Source organism: Microbacterium sp. zg.Y909 (assembly GCF_024626565.1).
Map to the genome: position 1 here is coordinate 1 of NZ_JANJFJ010000641.1, position 1446 is coordinate 1446.

At 67.8% G+C, this 1446-nt stretch carries 1 protein-coding gene and 1 pseudogene; both read right to left on the reverse strand.

What is annotated here, in order from left to right:
• A partial coding sequence (locus NQ160_RS23710) for a 1-deoxy-D-xylulose-5-phosphate synthase N-terminal domain-containing protein (protein ID WP_306854145.1) occupies positions 1 to 412 on the reverse strand: 412 nt, incomplete at its 3' end.
• A 120-nt stretch (positions 413 to 532) separates the two neighbouring features.
• A pseudogene (gene acnA, locus NQ160_RS23715) lies at positions 533 to 1446 on the reverse strand (aconitate hydratase); the annotation flags it as partial.

Here is a 1446-nt window from a genome sequence, read left to right on the forward strand (position 1 = left end):
GCCGATCGGTGCGACCGGTGCGTGTGAGCGCGCGCGAGACGCCGTCGGCCCAGCTGAGCGAGCTCGAGGCGTGCGAGGACTCCACCACGTCGTGCGGGCTCTCGCTGCGCTGCGGGTAGCCGGCGAGTCCCCCGCGCGATCGCAGCTGCGAGAAGTCCTTGCGGCCGGTGAGCAGCTTGTGCACGTACGACTGGTGGCCGGTGTCGAAGATGATCGGGTCGTCCGGGGAGCGGAACACCCGGTGGATCGCTATGGTGAGTTCCACGACGCCGAGGTTCGGGCCCAGGTGGCCCCCCGTGCGGGAGACGTTTTCGACGAGGAAATCGCGGACCTCACCGGCCAGCTGCTCGAGCTGAGCCGTCGTCAGGCGGTCCAGGTCGCGCGGGCCGTCCACCGAATCAAGCAGCGACATGTGTCCTCTTCCTGTGATCGGGACGGGGTTTCCACTGTACCCGCGCCATCTGACAGAGGGATGGCAGCAGGCCCGGAGCCGCCGGGCTCCGGGCCTGTTCGCCGGGTGTGCGCGCTCGCGTCAGACCAGGCTGCGAAGCACGTACTGCAGGATGCCGCCGTTGCGGTAGTAGTCCGCTTCACCGGGGGTGTCGATGCGCACGACGGCGTCGAACTCGACGGTCTGCTTGCCCTCGGCCGAGAACTCGCTGGGCTCGGCGACCACGCGCACCGTCTTGGGGGTGACGCCCTCGTTCAGCTGCTCGAGACCGGTGATCGAGATGATCTCCGTCCCGTCCAGGCCGAGGGACTTCCAGCTCTCCCCCTCCGGGAACTGCAGCGGCACGACACCCATGCCGATGAGGTTCGAGCGGTGGATGCGCTCGAAGCTCTCGGTGATGACCGCCTTCACTCCCAGAAGGCTCGTGCCCTTGGCCGCCCAGTCGCGCGACGAGCCGGAGCCGTACTCCTTGCCGCCGAAGACGACGAGCGGGGTCTCCTGCGCCTGGTAGTTCATGCACGCGTCGAAGATGAACGACTGCGGCCCACCGGGCTGCGTGAAGTCGCGGGTGTAACCGCCCTCGACGATCTTGCCGTCGTTGACGGCGGCGACCAGTTCGTTCTTCAGGCGGATGTTCGCGAACGTGCCGCGGATCATGACCTCGTGGTTGCCTCGGCGCGAGCCGTAGGAGTTGAAGTCCTTCTGCGCGACGCCGTGCTCGGTCAGGTACTGCGCGGCGGGGGTGCCGATCTTGATGTTGCCGGCAGGGCTGATGTGGTCGGTCGTGACCGAGTCGCCGAGCGCTGCCATGACGCGCGCGCCGCGGATGTCGGAGACCGGGGTCAGCTCGGTCGTCATGCCCTCGAAATACGGCGCCTTGCGGACGTAGGTGGAGTCCTCATCCCACTCGAAGATCGGGCCGGTCGGCGTCGGCAGCGTCTGCCAGCGCTCGTCGCCGTCGAAGACCGTCGCGTACTGCTTGATGAACTGCTCGC